This is a genomic window from Streptomyces tibetensis (assembly GCF_040647715.1).
In the GTDB taxonomy this organism is placed as follows: Bacteria; Actinomycetota; Actinomycetes; order Streptomycetales; family Streptomycetaceae; genus Streptomyces; species Streptomyces tibetensis_A.
The window spans coordinates 12,814-30,441 of sequence record NZ_JBEZCR010000002.1 but is presented as its reverse complement, the minus strand read 5'-3'; the positions used below and the strand labels follow the sequence as shown (position 1 = coordinate 30,441).

Below are 17,628 nucleotides of genomic sequence, written 5' to 3'. Positions count from 1 at the left end.
GCTACTGACCGAGCAGCGCCCGCACCCGGTCCTGCCCGACGGCCAGCAGCAGCGTGGGCAGTCGCGGTCCGGTGTCCCGGCCCACCAGCAGGTGGTACAGCAGCGCGAAGAACGACCGCTGGGCAGTCTTGATCTCCGGCGGCAGCTCCTTGGGCGTGGCGTCGGCGGAGAACCCGGCCTGCACCTTGGGCACGCCGTACACCAGGTGCGTCAGCCCGTCGAGCGACCAGTGATCGGCCAGTCCGTCGAGCAGCAGCCGCAGCGACTCGCGGCCCTGCTCGTCGAGCGACTTCAGCAGCTCGGCGTCCGGCTCGTCCCGCACGATGGTCCGCTGGTCGGCGGGGACGTGGGTGTTGATCCAGGCCTCGGCCTTGTCGTAGCGCGGGCGCGCCTCGTCGAGCGAGGTCAGCGGCTGCTCGGGGTCGAGCTCGCTGAGGATGCGCAGCGCCTGGTCCTCGTGTCCGGCGGTGATGTCCGCGACGGACGCCAGCGTCCGGTACGGCAGCGGCCGGGACGTCCGGGGCAGCTCACCGGCGGCCGTGCGCACCGCGCGGGAGTGCGCGGCGACGTCGGCCGGCAGGGCGCTGCCGTCGGCGACCTTGGCGTCCAGGCGGTCCCACTCGTCGTAGAGCCGCTGGATCTCCTGGTCGAAGGCGACCTTGAAGGACTGGTTGGGCCTGCGGCGCGCGTACAGCCAGCGCAGCAGCTGCGGTTCCATGATCTTCAGGGCGTCCTCCGGGGTGGGCACGCCACCGCGCGAGGACGACATCTTGGCCATGCCGCTGATGCCCACGAAGGCGTACATCGGTCCGATCGGCTGCTTTCCGCCGAAGATGCCGACGATCTGCCCGCCGACCTGGAACGACGACCCGGGGGACGAGTGGTCGACGCCGCTCGGCTCGAACACGACGCCCTCGTAGGCCCAGCGCATCGGCCAGTCGACCTTCCAGACCAGCTTGCCGCGGTTGAACTCGTTCAGCCGGACCGTCTCCGAGAAGCCGCACGCGGTGCAGGCGTAGGTCAGCTCGGTGGAGTCGTCGTCGTAGGAGGTGACGGTGGTGAGGTCCTTCTCGCAGTTGCCGCAGTACGGCTTGTACGGGAAGTACCCGGCGGCGGTGGAGCTGCCGTCGTCCTCACCGGCCGCGCCGGAGCCCTCGGCGGCCTCCAGCTCGGCCTCGTCGACCGGCTTCTGCCCCTGCTGCTTCTTCGCCGGGGCCTTCTTGGTGCGGTACTGGTCGAGGATCGCGTCGATGTCGCCGCGGTGCTTGATGGCGTGCAGGATCTGCTCGCGGTACACGCCGGAGGTGTACTGCTCGGTCTGGCTGATGCCGTCGAACTCCACGCCCAGCTCGGCCAGCGACTCGATCATCGCGGCCTTGAAGTGCTCGGCCCAGTTCGGGTACGAGGAGCCCTTCGGGGCCGGGACGGACGTCAGCGGCTTGCCGATGTGCTCCTGCCAGGCCTTCTCGTCGACCCCGGCGATGCCCTTGGGCACCTTGCGGTAGCGGTCGTAGTCGTCCCAGGAGATGAGGTGCCGCACCTGGTGGCCGCGGCGGCGGATCTCGTCGGCGACGAGGTGCGGGGTCATGACCTCGCGCAGGTTGCCGAGGTGGATGGGGCCCGACGGCGAGAGCCCGGACGCGACGACGACGGGTTTGCCCGGGGCCCGGCGCTCCGACTCCTCGATGACCTCATCCGCGAAACGGGAGACCCAGTCGGTGGTCTCGGTGCTCTGAGCCACGATCGGCACGTCCTTCTTTCTGCATCGGGCAGCCGGTACGGTCGCACGGCTGACCGCATCATTGTCCCAGACCACCTCGCGCCCGGAAAAACGGCTTTACCCACATGGGATACTGGGCGGGTCTATCGATTCCCTCGAGGAGAACGGCACCCTTACCTATGGCCTCGGTCACGTCCCTCAGCGACTCCGTCCACCAGCGCCTCGCGGCGGCCCTGTCGGCGGCTCTGCCGCAGGCCGGCTCCGCGGACCCGCTGCTGCGACGAAGCGACCGGGCCGACTACCAGGCCAACGGGATCCTGGCCCTCGCCAAGAAGGAGAAGGCCAACCCGCGCGAGCTGGCCACGCAGGTCGTCTCCCGGGTCGAGTCGGGTGAGCTGATCAAGGACGTCGAGGTCTCCGGCCCCGGCTTCCTCAACATCACGATCACCGACCGGGCGATCACCGAGAACCTCGCCGCGCGGCACGCGGACGGCGAGCGTCTCGGCGTGCCGCTGAAGGAGAACGCGGGCATCACGGTCGTCGACTACGCCCAGCCGAACGTGGCGAAGGAGATGCACGTCGGTCACCTGCGGTCGGCGGTCATCGGCGACGCGCTGCGCGGCATGCTCGACTTCACGGGCGAGAAGACGATCGGCCGGCACCACATCGGCGACTGGGGCACCCAGTTCGGCATGCTCATCCAGTACCTGTTCGAGCACCCCGGCGAGCTGGCCCCCGCGGCCGACGTCGACGGCGAGCAGGCGATGAGCAACCTGAACCGGGTGTACAAGGCGTCGCGTGCGCTCTTCGACGCGGACGAGGAGTTCAAGGAGCGGGCCCGTAAGCGGGTCGTCGCCCTGCAGTCCGGTGACAAGGAGACGCTCGAGCTGTGGCAGCAGTTCGTGGACGAGTCGAAGGTCTACTTCTACTCCGTCTTCGAAAAGCTCGACATGGAGATCCGCGACGAGGAGATCGTCGGCGAGTCCGCCTACAACGAGGGCATGCCCGAGACCGCCCGCCTCCTGGAGGAGATGGGTGTCGCGGTGCGCTCCGAGGGCGCGCTCGTGGTGTTCTTCGACGAGATCCGCGGCAAGGACGACCAGCCGGTCCCGCTGATCGTGCAGAAGGCGGACGGCGGCTTCGGCTACGCGGCCTCCGACCTGACGGCGATCCGCAACCGCGTCTTCGACCTGCGGGCGACGACGTTGCTGTACGTCGTGGACGTACGGCAGTCGCTCCACTTCAAGATGGTCTTCGAGACGGCGCGCCGGGCCGGCTGGCTGGGCGAGCACGTCACCGCGCACAACATGGGCTACGGCACGGTGCTCGGCGCGGACGGCAAGCCGTTCAAGACGCGTGAGGGCGAGACGGTACGGCTGGAGGATCTGCTGGACGAGGCGGTGCAGCGGGCCGCCGAGGTCGTACGGGAGAAGGCGCAGGACCTCACCGAGGACGAGATCCAGGAGCGGGCCGCGCAGGTCGGCATCGGTGCCGTGAAGTACGCGGACCTGTCGACCTCGCCGAACCGGGACTACAAGTTCGACCTGGACCAGATGGTGTCTCTGAACGGCGACACGTCCGTCTACCTCCAGTACGCGTACGCCCGGATCCAGTCCATCCTGCGCAAGGCCGGCGAGACGAAGCCGGTCGCGCGCCCGGAACTCGAACTCGCCCCGGCGGAGCGGGCGCTCGGTCTGCACCTGGACACGTTCGGCGACACGGTCTTCGAAGCCGCCGCGGAGTACGCCCCGCACAAGCTGGCGGCGTACCTCTACCAGCTGGCGTCGCTGTACACGGCGTTCTACGACAAGTGCCCGGTCCTCAAGGCCGAGACGCCCGAGCAGATCGAGAACCGCCTGTTCCTCTGCGACCTCACGGCCCGTACGCTCCACCAGGGCATGGACCTGCTGGGCATCCGCACACCCGAGCGCCTCTGAGCCCGGGCCCCGGCCGACGGTCCCGAGGGCGGCACTCCCGTGTGGAGTGCCGCCCTCGGGCGTTACGGCACCGCCTTCGCACCGAAGGGCGAGGGCCGCCCCGGACGGTGGGCGGCCCACAGGTCAGGTTCCGTCCGCCATGACGGTGGCGGGGCCGGTCGGGATGTCAGTGGCCGGCTCTACAGTCACCACCATGGCGACTCTTCCCAATCCCCTGCCGGCGCTGGCGGCGGACCCGAGCGGCGGCTCGCTCGGCCTTCGGCTCCCCGCCGGGACGCTCCTCGACACCACCGACCAGGGCCCCTGGCACGAGCCACTGCTGTGGTGCGCGGACGGACGGGCCCTGACGGGCGGCTGGGCGGCACTGGAGCCGGCCCGCCGGGCGGGACTGCTGCCCCTGGTGCTGGAGACGGGCGACGGCCATGGCGGCCCGGCCCGCTGGGAGTTGATGCCCGGCGAGGTGTCCTACCCGGGGGACCACGACGCGCAGGAGGTCCTCGCCGAGTACTGGGAGGAGTGCGCCGCGCAGGGCGAGGCCTGGCCCGGACCTGCCGGGTCTCTCGACCAGGACCGGGACCCGGACGCCCTGGCCGCCGAGGTCGCGGACGCCGTGCTCGGCGACGGCAGCCCGTTCAAGGAGCCCCGCCTGGCCCTGGTCCCGGCCCGGCGCAGCGCGGACCTCCCGACGGCGATCGGCTGGACGGGCCCGGTGAACCACGAGGGCGACACGGCCCGGCTCAGCGCGGTGCTCCGCTCCTGGGAGGACCGCTTCGGTATACGCGTCGTGGCACTGGGCTTCGATCACCTGCTGGTGTCCGTGGCGAGCCCTCCCACCACCCCGGCCGCCGCGCAGGCCGTCGCCGCCGAGCACTTCGCGTTCTGCCCCGACAACGTCCTCCAGTGCGCGGACCCGACCCTCCGGGCCTATGCCGACCACCAGGTCCTCAACCAGCGGACGTGGCACTTCTGGTGGGACTGAGCCCCTCCCCCAGCCGGCGCAGCCCCTCGGCGATCTCCTCGGGTGTCTGCGTCACGAAGCACAGCCGCAGGGTCGTCCGGTCGGGTTCGCCGGCGTAGAAGGGTGCGCCGGGGACGTAGGCCACGTTCTGGCGGACCACCTGCGGCAGCAGTGCCGTCGTGTCGTACGGCTCCGGCAGGCGCGCCCAGAGGAACATGCCGCCCTCGGGCCGGTTCCAGACCGACCCGTCGGGCAGTGCGCCGGCCAGCCCGCAGAGCATCGCGTCACGGCGTTCGCGGTACACGCCTGCGACACGGGCGACGTGGGCGTCGAGGTCGTTGTCGGCGAGGTAGCGGGCCGCTGCGAGCTGGTTGACGGTCGGGGTGTGCAGGTCGGCGGCCTGCTTGACGACGGCACAGGCCCGCCTCAGCTCCCCGGGCGCCCGCAGCCAGCCCAGCCGCAGCCCGGGCGCCATGACCTTGGAGAAGCTGCCGAGCAGCACGGTCCGGTCCTCGGCGCCCGGGTGGGCGGCGATCCACGGCACGCGCTCACCGTCGTAGCGCAGTTCGCCGTAGGGGTCGTCCTCGACGATCCACAGGCCGCGCCGGGCGGCGATCGCGGCCACGGCGGCGCGGCGTTCGGCGGGCAGGGTCCGGCCGGTGGGGTTCTGGAAGGTGGGCACGGTGTAGAGCAGCTTGGGCCGCTCCCGCACGACGAGTTCCTCCAGTGCCCCGGGGTCGACACCGTGTTCGTCGCCGGGCACGGCCACGATCCGCGCCCCGGCGAAGCCGAAGGCCTGAAGTGCCGCCAGATAGCAGGGGTTCTCGACCAGGACGGTGTCGCCCGGTTCGAGGAGGGCGGTGGCCAGGAGCGAAAGGGCCTGCTGGGAGCCGGTGGTGACGAGCAGGTCGGCGGGGCCGGTCGGCAGACCGCGCGCGGTGGTGCGGGCGGCGAGCGCGTCCCGCAGCGCGGGTTCGCCCTCGGTGGTGGAGTACTGCAGCGCCCGCCCGGGCGCCTCGGCGAGCACGGCCTCGTACGCGGCGGCGATGCCCCGGGCGTCGAACAGCTCCGGCGCCGGGAGCCCGCCGGCGAAGTTGATCACCTCGGGGCGGGCGGTGACGGCGAGGATGTCCCGTACGGGAGAGCCGCCGACGGCCCGCGCCCGCGCGGCCAGGGGCGGCACGGGAGAGTGGGTGTGCAGGGGCTCGGCGACGGTCATGACAGGGCTCCTTCGGCTGCGGTGACGCCTGGTGCCCCGCAGCCTAGGCAAGTACGTGCCGCCTACAAGCAGCTTTCCGGGATCCGGACGCCGGGTGCGCACGGACGCGGCCCCCGGAACCCACGGCTCACCCCTTCGCGCCGATCGCCGCGTACACGTTGATGTCCGCGTCCGTGACGTCGTTGATGTCGCGGTAGCGCACCTTCTCGATCTCCTCCAGCCCGGCGAGGAAGGACTGCTCCGGCTGCTCGGGGACGGGAGCGGCGTGGTCGGGTCGCCAGCGGTGCGCGGGGACGACTCCCGGCTCGGCGATCTCCAGCCGGTTCTCGGTGAAGAACCGCTCGACGTCGGCCCGGGAGCGCAGCACGAAGGTGAAGCCGCGTTCGGTGTAGGTCCGTTGGACCGCGCGGATGTTCTCGGGGTTGAGGTCCTCGGTGAGGTGGCTCAGCACCAGACGGCTGCCGACGGGCAGTTCGTCGAGCAGGCCGCTGACCAGCGGGTAGGCCTCCTCGTCGGCGACGAAGTGCAGGACTGCGACCAGGCAGAGCGCGATCGGCTGGTCGAAGTCGAGGGTCTTGGCGGCCTGTTCGAGGATGCGGGCCGGGTCGCGGAGGTCGGCGTCGATGTAGTCCGTACGCCCCTCGGGGCCACTGGTCAGCAGGGCGCGTGCGTGCGCGAGCACCACGGGGTCGTTGTCGACGTACACGACCCGCGACTCGGGGGTGATGCGCTGCGCGATCTGGTGCACGTTCTCGGCGGTGGGCAGCCCGGTCCCGATGTCGAGGAACTGCCGGATGCCGTCCTGCTCCACGAGCGTGGTCACCGCGCGCCGGAGGAAGTCGCGGTTGTGCCGGACGTCGAGGTATCCGCGCGGGTTGGCGGCCAGCGCGGCGGCCGCCGCGTCCCGGTCGGCGGGGTAGTGGTCCTTGCCGCCGAGGAAGACGTCGTAGACCCGGGCCGGGTGCGCCTTGCTGCTGTCGATCCTCCTCTGCAGCTCGGCGGGATCCTGACTGAGGGCGTCACCGGACATGGACGTCTCCCTGAAGCGTGTGTAGTTCAATCAAAAACCACTACGACGGTCAACAACCTAACGGTTCAACTGATGTGATGGTGCCCGTGCAGAACGACAGCCGAGCGACGACGACCCTCTGGCGCCCCACCGGCCCCGTGGAACTGGACCTGGTCCGCGACCTCGACTGGCGCGCCTGGCCGCCCCGGCTCCCCGAGCAGCCGATCTTCTACCCGGTCCTCGACGAGGACTACGCCATCAAGATCGCCCGCGACTGGAACGTCAAGCACGACGGCGCCGGCTTCGTCACCCGCTTCGAGGTCGACACCGAGTTCCTCACCCGCTACCCGGTCCAGCAGGCCGGCGGCCGCACCATCCTGGAGCTGTGGGTCCCGGCCGAGGAACTCGACGAGTTCAACGCCCACATCGTCGGGACGATCGAGCTGGTCCACGAGTTCCACTGAGCCACCCCCGCGTGGCTACTGCGTGGTCCCCTCCTCGACCCACTTCTCGCCGCCCAGCGGGAACTCGTAGGCCGGGCGCCCGTTGTTGCCGCTCGTGCGGAAGGGCCGGCCGTGGTCGTCCACGGTCAGCGTGCCCGTCCGGCCCCCGCTGGACCAGCTCAGCTCCAGGTACCAGCTGACGTCGTACGCGGAGGCGTCGGCCCGGATGTAGTACATCTCGGGGTCGCTCTCGCTCACCTTGAAGGGGAAGTCCGCGTGCCCCGCGCCGGGCACGACCCCGGGACGCATGGCGTCGAGGGCGACCGTGAAGAACCGGGTCGGCACGCCACCGCCGCAACCGACGCCCGGATACCCCATGGCGTAGTCGTTCCACGCGAGCGGCGCACGCTTGCCGGCCATCCGGACCGTCAGCCCCTTGACGACCACGGTCTCCTTGCCCGTCCCCTGCACCGTCAGCTTCAGGAACTGCTCCCCCGACGGCACGGCCCCCATCGCCGCCACCCACCCGGGCGCGCCCGGTTCCGACGGCGGCGGCTTCACCTGCCCGGGCGGCAGGTTCACCAGGTAGCGCTGGGAGCAGGGGCTCTCCCAGGCGTGCGGCTCCGTGGTCACGGTGAGAGGAGCGGCAGCAGGGGCGGCGTCACGGCCCGGGCGGCCGGCCCCGCCCGTGGCGGCCGCCGAGGCGGGAGGCGCGGAGGCACTCGCACTCGCCTTCCCCTCCTTCTCCCGGCCCTTGCCCCTGCTCTTGTCCTCGCTGCCCTTGGAGGGCGAAGGGGCCGAAGGTGACACGGAGGCCACCGTGTCCTCCCTCTCCGGAGCGCCCGCCCCACCGGAGGCCACCGCCGCTCCGCGCCGCCCCTCGTCCTCCCCCGGGCCCGAGGGAACGGCCACGGCGAGACCGATCCCGCCGAGGACCACGGCTACGGCGACCCCGGCGAGGACAGCACGCCGACGGCTCCGGCCCGTGAGCTGTTCCGGTGCGGGTGATGCGGCGTCCGGGGAGTTTTCCGGCGCGGGGAGGCCGGCGTTGGCAGGCCCGGCCGCCGCGGGTGTGTCGGCAGCCGCGGACCCGGCCACTGCGGATATGTCGGCAGCCGCGGACCCGGCCGCGCCCGGCGCCAGGACGTCGGCCCCCGCAGCGGAGGTCACTTCCGCAGCGCCGCTCCCCGTACCTCCGCTCCCCGTACCGGCACTCCCTGCACCATCGCTCCTCTTGCCGCCGCTCCCCGTACCGCCGCTCCCCTTGCGTGCCCGCCCGGCGTCCGCCAGGATCCACCGCCGGTGCAGCTCGACCAGCTCCTTGGGCGACGCCTTGCACAGCCGGGCGAGCCGCTCCACCGGCGCGTAGTCGGTCGGCACGGCATCCCCGTTGCAGTACCGGTGCAGCGTCGACGTACTCATGTGGAGCCGTTTGGCGAGCACCCCGTAGCTCAGCCCCGAGCGCTCCTTCAATTCCCCCAACAGCGCGGCGAATTCCCCCGCGGTCGTGCCGTCCGACACTGCTCCTCCATGCCCCGTGTCCCGTTCCCCCGTTCCAGGGAATGACTGTTCTCCCTGGTCAGAGCATTGCGGGCGTTCCAACGTCCCTGATCTCCCGCCTGGTCTGGCGGCCGGGACGGATCACCGCACAAGCTCTGGTCATCCAAGCACGCCGCTCCCGGCCCACCGGCAGCGCGACCCACCCGGGCCTGCTTACCCACCGCCTTTGTCCGAAAGGAAACGCAAGCATGCGCAAGTACCGCGCCCTTCCCGTCGCCCTCCTGGCCGCCCTCGCCCTGACGGCATGCCAGGACGGCACGGGCACGAAGGACGAGGGAGCCGCCCACCCCGAGCCGGCCTCGGCGACCGTGACGGCCCAGCAGGCCACGAAGGCTGTGAAGGGAGTGAAGGGGGTTAATGGCGTGAAGGGGATTAAGGGCGTGAAGGGGGTGAAGGTGGCGAAGGGCACCACCGCGACCCGCATCTCCTGCAACGGCTCCAACACCACCGTCACCGCCCGGCCGGTCCGCCGCCCCGTCAACCACATGCTGCTCACGGTGAAGAACACCGGCTCGAAGACGTGCGACCTCACCTACTACCCGATGCTGCGCTTCGACGAGATGCAGTGGGCGCCGCAGCCGATCGAGGACTCCCAGCCGCAGGCGGTGGTGACCCTGGCCCCCGGCGAGTCCGGCTACGCGGGCGTCTCGCTGTCGGCGGCCGACGGCAGCGGCGAATGGGGCACCACCGGTCACAAGCTCACGGTCGGCTTCCAGGGCCGCACGCCGAACAGCGACGGCGGCCCCTCGGCGATCCCGGCCCTCCCGGCCAAGGGCGTGTACTACGACAGCACGCTCGCAGTCACCTACTGGCTGCCCGAGATGGACGACGCGCTGTCCTACTGACGCCCGGGACCGGCAGACGGCTGAGAACCGCTGACGCCCGGGACCGGCAGACGCCTGAGAACCGCTGACGCCCGCGGCCTACTGTTCCTTGAGCTTCTGGGCCACTTCGGTGGCCCAGTAGGTGAGGATGCTGCGGGCACCGGCCCGCCGGATGCCGGTCAGGGCCTCCATGATCGCCCGGTCCCGGTCGATCCAGCCCTTCTCGGCGGCGGCCTCGATCATCGAGTACTCGCCGGAGATCTGGTAGGCGGCGACCGGCACGTCCACGGCGTCCGAGACGCGGGCGAGGATGTCGAGGTAGGGCCCGGCCGGCTTGACCATCACCATGTCGGCGCCCTCCTCCAGGTCCAGGGCGAGCTCGCGCAGCGACTCACGCACGTTCGCGGGATCCTGCTGGTACGTCTTGCGGTCCCCCTGCAGCGACGAGCCGACGGCCTCGCGGAAGGGCCCGTAGAAGGCCGAGGCGTACTTGACGGTGTAGGCGAGGATCGCGACGTCCTCCCGCCCGATCTGGTCGAGGGCGTCGCGGACGACCCCGATCTGCCCGTCCATCATCCCGCTGGGCCCGACGACATGGGCGCCGGCGTCGGCCTGCACCTGGGCCATCTCGGCGTACCGCTCCAGGGTGGCGTCGTTGTCGACCCGGCCCTGCTCGTCGAGGACGCCGCAGTGCCCGTGGTCGGTGGTCTCGTCGAGGCACAGGTCGGACATGACGAGCAGGTCGTCGCCGACCTCGGCCCGCACGTCCCGCAGGGCGACCTGGAGGATCCCGTCCGGGTCGGTCCCGGGCGTCCCGAGCGCGTCCTTCTTCGACTCCTCCGGCACGCCGAACAGCATGATCCCGGAGATCCCCGCCGCGACCGCCTCCGCGGCGGCCTTCTTCAGACTGTCCCGGGTGTGCTGCACGACCCCCGGCATGGCGGTGATCGGCACGGGCTCGTCGACACCCTCCCGCACGAAGGCGGGAAGAATGAGATCGGCGGGGTGCAGTCGGGTCTCGGCGACCATCCGACGCATCACGGGGTTGGTCCGCAACCGCCGCGGCCGAGTACCGGGAAATGATCCGTACGTCGTCATGCCCTCTACGCTACGCCCGCCCCGAACCCCCCGATGCCGACGCCTTGTCGGCCCCGGGCGAGCGCGCACACCGCCCCGCAATGCGCCCGAGACTCCCCAGGTCCATCCTGAAACAACAAGGACCCCGACGGCCCCCACACCGCCGCCGTCCCTCCGTACGCCCCCACGGAGGACGCGATGACCGCCCCCCACCACACCCCCGACCTGTTCGCCCTCTCAGAGATCCACGGCCCGGTACTACGCCCCGGCGAACCCGCCTACGCCGACGAGGTCACCGGCTTCAACCTGGCCTCGCTGCACACCCCGGACGTGGCCATAGGCGCCGCCGGCCCCGACGACGTCGTCACCGCCATGCGCTGGGCCCACGCCACCCGCACCCCCGTCGCCGTCCAGGCCACCGGCCACGGCGCCAACTTCCCGATCGAGCACGGCCTGCTGATCAACACGTCCCGCATGACGGACGTCCACGTCGACCCCGCCACCCGCACCGCGACCATCGCGGCGGGCGCCAAGTGGAGCCACGTCACGGCCGCGGCCGCCCCGCACGGGCTGGCGGGCCTGTGCGGCACCTCCACGGACGCGGGCGTCGTCGGCTACACCCTGGGCGGCGGACTCCCGGTCCTCGGCAGGGCCTACGGCTACGCCGCCGACCTGGTCCGTTCCTTCCAGGTCGTCACCCCCGACGGGCACCTGCGCGAGGCGGACCCCCAGCACGAACCGGAACTGTTCTGGGCACTGCGCGGCGGCAAGGGCAACGTAGGCATCGTCACCTCACTCGTCACCGAACTGCTGCCCCTGCCCCGCCTCTACGGCGGCGGCCTGTACTGCCACGCCGAGCACACCGAGGCCCTGCTGCGCGCCTGGAAGGACTGGACCCTCACCGTCCCGGACGAGATGTGCAGCATGTTCTCCGTCCTGCGCCTGCCGCCGATCCCCCAGATTCCCGAGCCCCTGCGCGGCGGCTTCTGGGCCCGGGTCGCGATCGCGTGGCCGGGCGACACGGCCGAAGGAGAGGCCCTGATCGCACCCCTGCGCGGCGTCGCACCCGTGGCCGTCGACCTGGTCGGGGAGATGGACTACGCGGACCTGGACCGCATCCACATGGAGCCCCAGGACCCGCTCCCGGCACGGGAGTGCTGCATGCTCCTGCGCGACCTGCCCGGCGAGGCCGTCGACGCGTTCCTGGAGCAGGCCGGCCCCGCCGCCGGTGTCGAGCACCCGCTGCTGATCGCCTCACTGCGGCACATGGGCGGCGCGCTGTCCCGCCCGGCCCCCGTCGAGGACGCGGTCTGCTCCCGCGACGCCCGCTACTTCATGGAGTCGGTCGGCATCATGCCGGCCCCACCGGTCGCGGAGGCCGTCGAACAGGCCACGCGCCGCCTCTACACCGCCATGGCCCCGTACGGCACGGGCCGCACCATGGTCAACATCCACGGCACCCCGGGCGACGACCAGGACCGCGCCCGCGCCTGGGCCCCGGAGGTCTACGCACGCCTGCGCCACGACAAGGCCGTCTACGACCCGGACAACCTGCTGCGCTACGGCCACACGGTCACACCCGCGTAGCCGCAGCGCCGGCAGTAGAGCAAGAGCCAGAGCACCAGCCGGTGTCGCTCAGGTCGTCGAACGCCTCCGCCGCGCCCCCGGCCGCCGCTCGCTCGGCCGCGTCACCGGATCCCCGGCTTCCACGGCCGCCGTGCGGCGCTTCGCGCCGAAGTCGGCCAGGGCTTCCGCGAGCTTGTGGACGGACGGCTCGGGAGCCATGACGTCCACCCGGAGCCCGTGCTCCTCGGCGGTCTTCGCCGTGGCCGGGCCGATACAGGCGATCACCGTGACGTTGTGCGGCTTGCCGGCGATGCCGACCAGGTTCCGCACGGTGGAGGACGACGTGAACAGCACGGCGTCGAAACCGCCGCCCTTGATCGCCTCACGGGTCTCCGCCGGCGGCGGCGAGGCCCGCACGGTCCGGTAGGCCGTGACGTCGTCGACCTCCCATCCGAGCTCGATCAGCCCGGCCACCAGCGTCTCCGTGGCGATGTCGGCACGCGGCAGGAACACTCTGTCGATCGGGTCGAAGACCGGGTCGTAGGGCGGCCAGTCCTCCAGCAGACCGGCGGCCGACTGCTCGCCGCTGGGCACCAGGTCAGGCTTCACACCGAACGCGATCAGCGCGTTCGCCGTCTGCTCGCCCACGGCCGCGACCTTGATGCCCGCGAAGGCACGCGCGTCGAGCCCGTACTCCTCGAACTTCTCCCGCACGGCCTTGACCGCGTTCACCGAGGTGAAGGCGATCCACTCGTAGCGGCCCGTCACCAGGCCCTTGACCGCGCGCTCCATCTGCTGGGGCGTGCGCGGCGGCTCGACGGCGATCGTCGGCACCTCGTGCGGCACGGCCCCGTACGACCGCAGCTGGTCGGAGAGCGACGCCGCCTGCTCCTTGGTCCGCGGCACGAGCACCTTCCAGCCGAACAGCGGCTTGGACTCGAACCACGCGAGCTGGTCGCGCTGGGCGGCGGCGGAACGCTCACCGACCACGGCTATGACCGGCCGGCCGCCGTCGGGCGAGGGCAGCACCTTGGCCTGCTTCAGCGTCTGGGCGATCGTGCCGAGTGTGGCGGTCCAGGTGCGCTGCCGGGTGGTCGTACCGGCGACGGTGACCGTCATCGGGGTGTCCGGCTTGCGTCCGGCGGAGACGAGCTCGCCGGCGGCCGCGGCGACGGAGTCCAGCGTCGTGGAGACGACGACCGTGCCGTCCGACGCCCCGACCTCCGTCCAGCACCGGTCCGACGCCGTCCGCGCGTCCACGAACCGCACGTCCGCGCCCTGCGCGTCCCGCAGGGGCACACCGGCGTACGCGGGCACACCGACGGCGCTCGCGATACCGGGGACGACCTCGAAGGGCACCCCGGCGGCGGCGCACGCCAGCATCTCCGCGGCGGCGTACGTGTCGAGGCCCGGGTCCCCGGACACCGCACGCACGACCCGCCTGCCGCCCCGCGCGGCCTCCATGACAAGATGTGCGGCATCCCGCACCGCGGGGACAGCGGCGGTGGTTGACGTGCTGTCAACTACCGTCAGCTGGGGCGCTCCTGTGCCCGGAGCCGGATCCTGGGAAGGATCGGGATCCGTGTGCACCTCGGAGACGCCCTGCCTGGCGTGCTGACGTACGACGTCGAGCACCTCGTGCTCGGCGACGAGGACGTCAGCGCTCGCCAGCGCCTCCACGGCGCGCAGAGTAAGCAGTCCCGGATCTCCGGGTCCGGCACCCAGGAAGGTGACGTGCCCGTGTTCAGGACCGGCGGAAAGGGTGGTGGGGCTCAATGTGCTCGCTCCCCCATCAGACCGGCCGCGCCCTGGGCGAGCATCTCGGCCGCGAGTTCGCGACCGAGCGCCATTGCCCCGTCGTGTGTCTCGGGCACGGGACCGGTGGTGGACAGCTGCACCATGCGCGTGCCGTCGGTGGTCCCGACGACGGCGCGCAGGCGCATTTCCTTGACAATCTGCCCGTCGGCCAGGAGGTCGGCCAGCGCGCCCACGGGGGCACTGCAACCGGCTTCCAGGGCGGCGAGCAGTGACCGCTCGGCTGTCACGGCGATCCGCGTGAACGGGTCGTCGAGTTCGCCGAGCGCGGCGATGAGGTCCGCGTTGCCCGCGGTGCACTCGATCGCCAGGGCCCCCTGGCCGGGGGCGGGCAAAACCGTGTCGACCGACAGGAAGTCGGTCGCTTCGTCGCCGCGGCCGATCCGGTTCAGTCCGGCGGCGGCCAGCACGACGGCGTCGAGCTCCCCGCTGCGCACGAACCCGATGCGGGTGTCGACGTTGCCGCGGATCGGGACGGTCGCTATGTCCAGGCCGTGGCTGCGGGCGTACGCGTTGAGCTGCGCCATGCGGCGCGGCGAACCCGTACCGACGCGGGCACCGGAGGGCAGGTCGGTGAACTTCAGGTCGTCCCGGGCGACGATCACGTCCCGCGGGTCCTCGCGCACCGGCACGGCGGCCACGACCAGTTCCTCGGGCTGCGTGGTCGGCAGGTCCTTCAGGGAGTGCACCGCGAAGTCGACCTCGCCCTTGAGCAGCGCGTCGCGCAGGGCGGTCACGAACACGCCGGTGCCGCCGATCTGGGCGAGCTGCTCACGCGAGACATCGCCGTACGTGGTGATCTCGACGAGCTCGACGGGCCGCCCGGTCACCCGGCTCACGGCTTCCGCCACCTGCCCGGACTGGGCCATGGCGAGCCTGCTGCGCCTGGTACCGAGCCTCAGCGCCTTGTCAGTCATGCCGGCCCTCGGTCTTTCTCGGTGGTGCTGTCCTCGGCCCGGGAGACGGCGGCCACCGTCTCGGGGTCGAGGTCGAACAGGGTCCGCAGCGCGTCCGCGTACCCGGCGCCGCCGGGTTCGGCCGCGAGTTGCTTGACCCGCACGGTCGGCGCGTGGAGCAGTTTGTCGACCACGCGTCGCACGGTCTGGGTGATCTCCGCTCGGTGCTTGTCGTCGAGTCCGGGCAGCCGCCCGTCCAGCCGGGCGATCTCCCCGGCCACGACGTCGGCGGCCATGGTGCGCAGGGCGACCACGGTCGGTGTGATGTGCGCGGCCCGCAGTGCTGCCCCGAAGGCCGCGACCTCGTCGGAGACGATACGCCGTACCTGGTCCACATCGGCAGCCATCGGAGCGCCGGCGGAGGCCTCCGCCAGCGACTCGATGTCCACCAGCCGCACCCCGGCCAGCCGGTGCACGGCCGCGTCGATGTCGCGCGGCATCGCGAGGTCCAGCAGGAAGAGCACGGGCTCGGGCCGCTGCGGTTCCTCGACCGGCTCGGGCCTGCGCCGCTCGGGGATCCGCCCGACGGTGGCGACGGTCGCGGCGAGCGCGGCGATGGCGTCGGTGTCCGCGGCCGGGTCGAGCGTGCCGGTCTGTCCAGGCCTCGCCGTACCGCCCGTGGTGCGCCGGTCGCCGCCCACCGAGCCGTTGTCCACCCACGCCGCGTGCTGCTCGAGGTCGGCGGCGGCCATCCCGGCCACGGCGGCCTCACCGAGCACGGAGAACCCGGCGGTGCCCTGTACCGCGGAGAGGTCCAGCGGGCAGCCGTCGTCGCTGCCGGGGCCGGCGCCCGGCGCGCCCTCGCGCTGTGCTCCGGCCGCGGCTGCGGACCGGCCGCCCGACGCCCCGGGTCCGTCCTCGCCGGGCCTGGCCGACGGCGCGGGCGTACGGCCCGCGATCGCCTCGGCGACGGACTCGGCCGTCAGGACCAGGCCCGTCGCGCCGGTACAGGAGACGGTGACGTCGGCACGTGTCAGCTCGGCCGGCACCGACTCCATCGGTACCGCGCGGGCCGCCACGTCCGTGTCGTCGCCCTCCATGAGGATCTCGGCGAGGCGCTCGGCCCGGTCGAAGGTGCGGTTGGCGACGACGATCTCGGCGACCCCGGCCCGCGCGAGCGTGGCCGCGGCCAGGGAGGACATCGACCCGGCCCCGATGACCAGGGCCCTCTTGCCCCGGGCCCACTGCTGTACGTCCCCGCCGCGGGCCAGCTGTTCCAGGCCGAAGGTGACCAGGGACTGGCCGGCGCGGTCGATGCCGGTCTCGGAGTGGGCGCGCTTGCCGACCCGCAGGGCCTGCTGGAACAGGTCGTTCAGCAGGCGGCCCGCGGAGTGCAGGTCCTGCGCCCGGGCCAGGGAGTCCTTGATCTGGCCGAGGATCTGCCCCTCGCCGACGACCATCGAGTCGAGACCGCAGGCCACCGAGAACAGGTGGTGGACGGCCCGGTCCTCGTAGTGCACGTAGAGATAGGGAGTGAGCTCCTCCAGGCCGACCCCGCTGTGCTGGGCGAGCAGTGTGGACAGCTCGGCGACACCGGCGTGGAACTTGTCCACGTCGGCGTAGAGCTCGATGCGGTTGCAGGTGGCGAGCACCGCGGCCTCGGAGGCCGGCTCGGTGGCGACCGTGTCCTGGAGCAGCTTGACCTGCGCGTCCGCGGTCAGCGCGGCCCGCTCCAGCACGCTGACGGGGGCGCTGCGGTGGCTGAGTCCGACGACGAGGAGGCTCATGCCGGCATCACGGCGGGCATGTCCCCGTCGGGTCCCTGGTCGGCGGAGTCGCTGCGCGCGGCGGCGGTGGGGACGCCGCCGTCGGAGGAGGCGGCCTCCTCCCCGGCCTTGCGCTGCTCGTGGAAGGCGAGGATCTGCAGCTCGATGGAGAGGTCGACCTTGCGCACGTCGACGCCGTCCGGGACGGACAGCACGGTCGGCGCGAAGTTCAGGATGGAGGTGACACCGGCGGCCACGAGCCGGTCGCAGACGGCCTGGGCGGCACCGGCGGGGGTGGCGATGACACCGATCGACACGCCGTTGTCCTGGATGATCTTCTCCAGGTCGTCGGAGTGCTGCACCGGGATGCCCGCGACGGGCTTTCCTGCCATGGCCGGGTCGGCGTCGATCAGCGCGGCGACGCGGAAGCCGCGGGAGGCGAACCCGCCGTAGTTGGCGAGGGCGGCGCCGAGGTTACCGATACCGACGATCACAACCGGCCAGTCCTGGGTGAGCCCCAGTTCGCGGGAGATCTGGTACACGAGATACTCGACGTCGTAGCCGACACCCCGGGTCCCGTAGGAGCCGAGGTAGGAGAAGTCCTTGCGCAGCTTCGCGGAGTTGACCCCCGCCGCGGCCGCGAGCTCCTCGGAGGAGACCGTGGGGACCGAGCGCTCCGACAGTGCGGTCAGAGCGCGGAGGTACAGCGGAAGCCGGGCGACGGTGGCCTCGGGAATCCCTCGGCTGCGGGTCGCCGGTCGGTGAGTTCGGCCAGTTGCCACGGTGCTCCTGCGGGTAGAGCGGGGCTGTAGGCGGTCATACGTCCCTACATGACCGC

General features: G+C 72.0%; 14 protein-coding genes. 5 read left to right on the top strand and 9 right to left on the bottom strand.

The annotated features are described in order from the left end of the window. Position 1: 1 nt before the first annotated feature. Positions 2 to 1,750 (bottom strand): lysine--tRNA ligase, encoded by a 1,749-nt coding sequence (gene lysS, locus AB0B29_RS04705; protein WP_362234003.1) that lies wholly within the window; start codon positions 1,748 to 1,750, stop codon positions 2 to 4. 149 nt (positions 1,751 to 1,899) lie between these two features. On the opposite strand from lysS, the gene argS reads away from it, so the two are divergent. Both argS and AB0B29_RS04695 read left to right on the top strand, forming a co-directional pair. Continuing rightward, positions 1,900 to 3,657 carry an arginine--tRNA ligase gene (gene argS / locus AB0B29_RS04700; RefSeq protein WP_362234001.1) on the top strand — a complete coding sequence of 586 codons (1,758 nt, stop codon included), beginning with the start codon at positions 1,900 to 1,902 and terminating at the stop codon, positions 3,655 to 3,657. Between the two features lie 193 nt (positions 3,658 to 3,850). Next, entirely contained in the window at positions 3,851 to 4,636 is a 786-nt protein-coding gene (locus AB0B29_RS04695; protein WP_362233998.1) for a DUF4253 domain-containing protein, read from the top strand. Here AB0B29_RS04695 and AB0B29_RS04690 read toward each other — a convergent pair. Together AB0B29_RS04690 and AB0B29_RS04685 are read right to left on the bottom strand one after the other, a co-directional pair. Then, a complete protein-coding gene (locus tag AB0B29_RS04690; protein ID WP_362233995.1) occupies positions 4,602 to 5,834 on the bottom strand; it encodes a PLP-dependent aminotransferase family protein in 1,233 nt (410 codons plus the stop codon). The two genes, AB0B29_RS04695 and AB0B29_RS04690, sit on opposite strands and share 35 nt — an antisense overlap. Before the next feature lie 127 nt (positions 5,835 to 5,961). Beyond that, a complete protein-coding gene (locus tag AB0B29_RS04685; RefSeq protein ID WP_362233992.1) occupies positions 5,962 to 6,864 on the bottom strand; it encodes an SAM-dependent methyltransferase in 903 nt (300 codons plus the stop codon). An 86-nt stretch (positions 6,865 to 6,950) separates the two neighbouring features. On the opposite strand from AB0B29_RS04685, the gene AB0B29_RS04680 reads away from it, so the two are divergent. Further along, positions 6,951 to 7,307, top strand: coding sequence for a hypothetical protein (locus tag AB0B29_RS04680; RefSeq protein ID WP_362233990.1), 357 nt, complete (start codon positions 6,951 to 6,953; stop codon positions 7,305 to 7,307). A 15-nt stretch (positions 7,308 to 7,322) separates the two neighbouring features. Here the strand turns inward: AB0B29_RS04680 and AB0B29_RS04675 are convergent, their stop codons facing one another. Further along, a complete protein-coding gene (locus AB0B29_RS04675) occupies positions 7,323 to 8,807 on the bottom strand; it encodes a helix-turn-helix domain-containing protein (protein WP_362233987.1) in 1,485 nt (494 codons plus the stop codon). Between the two features lie 227 nt (positions 8,808 to 9,034). On the opposite strand from AB0B29_RS04675, the gene AB0B29_RS04670 reads away from it, so the two are divergent. Then, a complete protein-coding gene (locus AB0B29_RS04670; RefSeq protein ID WP_362233985.1) occupies positions 9,035 to 9,691 on the top strand; it encodes a DUF4232 domain-containing protein in 657 nt (218 codons plus the stop codon). A 78-nt stretch (positions 9,692 to 9,769) separates the two neighbouring features. On the opposite strand, the gene hemB is transcribed toward AB0B29_RS04670, so the two are convergent. Further along, positions 9,770 to 10,768, bottom strand: a complete 999-nt coding sequence (hemB, locus tag AB0B29_RS04665) for a porphobilinogen synthase (protein WP_362233982.1) — start codon at positions 10,766 to 10,768, stop codon at positions 9,770 to 9,772. A gap of 177 nt (positions 10,769 to 10,945) precedes the next feature. Between hemB and AB0B29_RS04660 the strand changes: the two genes are divergently transcribed. Continuing rightward, positions 10,946 to 12,334, top strand: a complete 1,389-nt coding sequence (locus AB0B29_RS04660) for an FAD-binding oxidoreductase (RefSeq protein ID WP_362233979.1) — start codon at positions 10,946 to 10,948, stop codon at positions 12,332 to 12,334. A 48-nt stretch (positions 12,335 to 12,382) separates the two neighbouring features. On the opposite strand, the gene AB0B29_RS04655 is transcribed toward AB0B29_RS04660, so the two are convergent. The 4 genes from AB0B29_RS04655 to AB0B29_RS04640 are packed head-to-tail and all read right to left on the bottom strand — an operon-like array spanning position 12,383 to position 17,572. Next, a complete protein-coding gene (locus tag AB0B29_RS04655) occupies positions 12,383 to 14,089 on the bottom strand; it encodes a uroporphyrinogen-III synthase (protein WP_362233977.1) in 1,707 nt (568 codons plus the stop codon). Continuing rightward, positions 14,086 to 15,045: a hydroxymethylbilane synthase gene (gene hemC, locus AB0B29_RS04650; RefSeq protein WP_362233975.1), complete on the bottom strand. Its 960-nt coding sequence runs from the start codon at positions 15,043 to 15,045 to the stop codon at positions 14,086 to 14,088. Before hemC ends, AB0B29_RS04655 begins: the two co-directional genes overlap by 4 nt. Further along, complete coding sequence (locus AB0B29_RS04645; protein ID WP_362233973.1) at positions 15,042 to 16,811, bottom strand: glutamyl-tRNA reductase; 1,770 nt, start codon at positions 16,809 to 16,811, stop codon at positions 15,042 to 15,044. Before AB0B29_RS04645 ends, hemC begins: the two co-directional genes overlap by 4 nt. Then, positions 16,808 to 17,572 (bottom strand): redox-sensing transcriptional repressor Rex, encoded by a 765-nt coding sequence (locus AB0B29_RS04640; RefSeq protein WP_362233971.1) that lies wholly within the window; start codon positions 17,570 to 17,572, stop codon positions 16,808 to 16,810. The genes AB0B29_RS04645 and AB0B29_RS04640 overlap by 4 nt, the downstream gene beginning before the upstream one ends. Positions 17,573 to 17,628: the final 56 nt, after the last annotated feature.